We start from the raw sequence: 3,918 nt of genomic DNA, 5'->3' as shown, positions 1-3,918 counted from the left end.
GCTCAACTGCCTGTCGACGCGGCTGCTGCCCTCCTCCGGCAGCGCCAGCTACCGCATGCGCGACGGCCAGTTCCGCGAGCTCTACCGCATGAGTGAGGCCGAGCGCCGCTTCCTGATGCGCACCGACTGGGGGTTTGTCCACCAGAACCCGGCCGACGGCCTGCGCATGACGGTGTCGGCCGGCGCCAATGTCGGCGAGCGGCTGATGGCGGTCGGCGACCGCCACTACGGCAAGATCCGCGCCACCGCCGTCGACTGGCTATCGCGCGTCGAGATCGACGAGGACCGCATCGACGACGAGCCGCGCGCCTTTTCCGGCGGCATGCGCCAGCGCCTGCAGATTGCCCGCAACCTCGTCACCGCCCCGCGTCTGGTGTTCATGGACGAGCCAACCGGCGGCCTCGACGTCTCGGTCCAGGCGCGCCTGCTCGACCTGCTGCGCGGTCTGGTCACCGATCTTGGTCTCGCAGCCATCGTCGTCACCCATGACCTTGCCGTGGCGCGGCTTTTATCGCAGCGCATGATGGTGATGAAGGACGGCCGCGTCGTCGAAAGCGGTCTCACCGACCGCGTGCTCGACGACCCGCGCGCGCCTTACACGCAATTGCTTGTTTCCTCGATTCTGCAGGTTTGACGATGACGCAAACGACTGACGATTGGAGAACCTTCTGATGGCAACCCCGTTCGTTGTTTCCGGCGTTGCCAAGAGCTTCACCATGCATCTGCGTGACGGCATCAAACTGCCTGTTGTCGCCGGTGTCTCGTTCTCGATCAGGGCCGGCGAATGCACCGTGCTCGGCGGCCCGTCCGGTGCCGGCAAGAGCTCGATCCTGAAGATGCTCTACGGCAACTACGCCGTCGACGAAGGCCAGATCATCGTCACGCATGATGACGGGCTGATCGACCTGGCCACCGCCAGCCCTCGCACCGTGCTTGCGGTGCGCCGGCAAACGATCGGCTATGTCAGCCAGTTCCTGCGCACCGTGCCACGCGTTTCGGCGCTCGATGTCGTCGCCGAACCGCTGGTCGAGCGCGGCGAGGATCGCGAGATTGCCCGCGGCAAGGCGCGCGCCTTGCTGGCACAGCTCAACCTGCCGGAGAAACTCTGGGCTTTGCCGCCTGCGACCTTTTCCGGCGGCGAGCAGCAGCGCGTTAACATCGCGCGCGGCTTCATCACCGAGCATCCGATCCTGCTGCTCGACGAACCGACCGCTTCGCTCGACGCCAGGAACCGCGACGTCGTGATCGAACTCATCGCCGCCAAGAAGGCGGCTGATGTCGCCCTACTCGGCATCTTCCATGACCACGACGTGCGCGAGGCGGTTGCCGACCGCATCATCGACGTCACCGCGTTCGCGTCCGGAAAAATCGCCGCATGACCAGGAAATTGTCCGAGACGCCGCTGGTCCACCCGACGGCGGATGTACAGAATTCGACGCTCGGCCGCTGGACCGAGATCGCCGACCGCAGCCGGGTCTCGGAAAGCGAACTCGGCGACTATTCCTACATGATGCAGGACTGCTCCGTCTGGTGCGCGACGATCGGCAAATTCGCCAACATCGCGGCCAGCGTTCGCATCAACGCCACCAACCACCCGACTTGGCGGCCGACGCTGCATCACTTCACCTATCGCGCCTCGGACTACTGGGACGATGCCGAGCACGAGACAGAATTCTTCGCCCAGCGCCGCGCCAAACGTGTCACCATCGGCCACGACACCTGGCTCGGCCATGGCTCGACCATCCTGCCTGGCGTCACCGTCGGCGATGGCGCCGCGGTCGGCGCGGGTGCGGTGGTCTCGAAAGATGTCGCGCCCTATACCATTGTCGGCGGCGTGCCGGCCAAACCGATCCGCGAGCGCTTCGATCGCCGCACGGCCGAACGCTACCAGGCGCTCGCCTGGTGGGACTGGGACCATGCAAGGCTGCGCGCCGCGTTGGATGATTTCCGGGAGCTTGAGGCCGAGACGTTCCTAGAGAAATATGGTGGATAGCGACGTCCAGGAATGGCGGTCACTGACGCGGGGCAGCGGGGCATTATCACAAACCGCCCCGGCCCCTACTATCCGCATGACATGCCTCTCGACACCAGCATCGGCGCCATGACGGCCCTTGTCTGGAACGCTTGATGGCACCAGCTCGCCAGGCCCGCGTTCCAAATCACCTTCGACTGCTGACCCAGGGTCGACACTAGACTCCAGCCTGTGGAGCGTAACAAAACTGACATCACCGCGACACGGCAGGTTCATGTGGCTGCGCTAGGCGAGAGCCTGACGATCAATGGTCCGGACCTGGAACCTGCCCCCATGCCAGCAAATTCCGCCACGCTCGAAATCCGCGGTGTCACCCGACGATTTGGCAAGAACACTGCCGTCAGCGACATCAACATCGCGATCCCGCATGGTCAGATGGTTGGCGTCATCGGCCGTTCGGGCGCCGGCAAATCGACCCTTCTTCGCATGATCAACCGTCTCATCGATCCCAGCCAGGGGTCGATTTTTTTTGACGGCGCCGAGGTCTCCCAGCTGCGCGGTTCGCCACTACGGCGCTGGCAGCGCGATTGCGCCATGATCTTCCAGCAGTTCAACCTGGTGCCGCGCCTCGACGTGCTGACCAATGTGCTTCTCGGCCGGCTGAATCACCGCTCCACCATGTCGAACCTGCTCGGCATCTTCTCCCGCGAGGAACGAGCCGAGGCGATAGCAGCGCTGGAGCGTCTCGATATCGCCCGCACCGCGCTGCAGGCCGCTGACACCTTGTCGGGTGGCCAGCAGCAGCGCGTCGCCATTGCCCGCGCGTTGATGCAGCAGCCGAAGGTGATCCTCGCCGACGAGCCGATCGCGTCACTCGATCCGCTCAACGCCAAGGTGGTTATGGATTCGCTGCAGGATATCAATTTGCGCGAAGGCATCACCGTGATCACCAACCTGCACACGCTGGACACGGCCCGCACCTATTGCAACCGTATCATCGGCATGGCTGCCGGCAAGGTCGTCTTCGACGGCCCGCCGGAAGAGCTCAACCGCGAGGCCGTGCGCATGGTCTACGGCGCCGACAGCAGCGGCGGCGAAATCTCCGAGGCCATCACCTCGACCAGTGTCATCATCAAGCAAAAAATCGCCGCATCCGCCGGACCGCTTGAGCCAGCCTTTCCTGGTTACTGAGCGACCTGGATCGCCAGCCCGCGTCAAGGGCATCATATCCCAACGCAGCCGGCGCGATGCCGGGACCAACAGGAGAGAGACGAGATGTTTAGAAAGATACTTTTCGGTGCCGTTTCCGTCATGGCCATGGCGATGGGCTCGGTCCAGGCACAGGATCTGAAGGAATTCCGCGTCGGCATTCTGGGCGGCGAGAACGAAGCCGACCGTCTGCGCAACTACCAGTGCTTCGCCGACCACATCAAGCAAGTTCTCGGCGTCGAGAAAGTTTCGCTGTTCCCGGCCGCCGACTACGACGGCGTCATCCAGGGTCTGCTCGGCGGCACGCTCGACTATGCCGAACTCGGCGCTTCCGCCTACGCCAAGGTCTACCTCGAGAACAAGGACGCGGTTCAGCCGATCCTGACGACGGTCCAGACCGACGGTTCGACCGGCTACCATTCGGTTATGGTCGCCCGTGCGGATTCCGGCATCAAGACACTCGCTGACATGAAGGGCAAGAAACTCGGTTTCGCCGATCCCGATTCGACTTCCGGCTACCTGGTCCCGGTCACCTCGCTGCCCAAAGACATCGGCATGGATGTGAAGAGCTATTTCGCGTCGACCGGTTTCGGCGGCGGCCATGAACAGCTTGTCCTTGAAGTTCTGAAGGGCACCTTCGATGCCGGCACCACCTGGGCCTCCGGCGTCGGCGACTTCAAGGATGGCTACAGCTCCGGCAATCTGCGCAAGATGGTCGACAAGGGTGTCCTCAAGAT

5 protein-coding genes are annotated in these 3,918 nt (G+C 63.7%); all 5 read left to right on the top strand.

The features are described 5' to 3' along the window. Positions 1–634 (top strand): phosphonate C-P lyase system protein PhnK (phnK, locus tag EN750_RS22560; RefSeq protein ID WP_127397689.1); only part of this gene is annotated, 634 nt, incomplete at its 5' end. Between the two features lie 37 nt (positions 635–671). After that, positions 672–1,379 carry a phosphonate C-P lyase system protein PhnL gene (gene phnL, locus EN750_RS22555; protein WP_127397688.1) on the top strand — a complete coding sequence of 236 codons (708 nt, stop codon included), beginning with the start codon at positions 672–674 and terminating at the stop codon, positions 1,377–1,379. After that, a complete protein-coding gene (locus EN750_RS22550) occupies positions 1,376–1,993 on the top strand; it encodes a DapH/DapD/GlmU-related protein (protein ID WP_127397687.1) in 618 nt (205 codons plus the stop codon). The genes phnL and EN750_RS22550 overlap by 4 nt, the downstream gene beginning before the upstream one ends. Positions 1,994–2,305: 312 nt before the next feature. Further along, positions 2,306–3,163: a phosphonate ABC transporter ATP-binding protein gene (phnC, locus tag EN750_RS22545; RefSeq protein WP_127397686.1), complete on the top strand. Its 858-nt coding sequence runs from the start codon at positions 2,306–2,308 to the stop codon at positions 3,161–3,163. Positions 3,164–3,247: 84 nt separating this feature from the next. Continuing rightward, positions 3,248–3,918 (top strand): phosphate/phosphite/phosphonate ABC transporter substrate-binding protein (gene phnD / locus EN750_RS22540; RefSeq protein WP_127397685.1); only part of this gene is annotated, 671 nt, incomplete at its 3' end.

This window comes from Mesorhizobium sp. M7A.F.Ca.ET.027.03.2.1 (genome assembly GCF_003999175.1).
Taxonomy (GTDB): domain Bacteria; phylum Pseudomonadota; class Alphaproteobacteria; order Rhizobiales; family Rhizobiaceae; genus Mesorhizobium.
This window is presented reverse-complemented; position numbering and strand designations above follow the sequence as displayed.

Excerpts from the sequence above, each read along its gene's own strand:
- phnC (WP_127397686.1), top strand. The coding sequence starts at position 2,306 with ATGCCAGCAAATTCCGCCACGCTCGAAATCCGCGGTGTCACCCGACGA.
- phnL (WP_127397688.1), top strand. The coding sequence starts at position 672 with ATGGCAACCCCGTTCGTTGTTTCCGGCGTTGCCAAGAGCTTCACCATG.
- EN750_RS22550 (WP_127397687.1), top strand. The coding sequence starts at position 1,376 with ATGACCAGGAAATTGTCCGAGACGCCGCTGGTCCACCCGACGGCGGAT.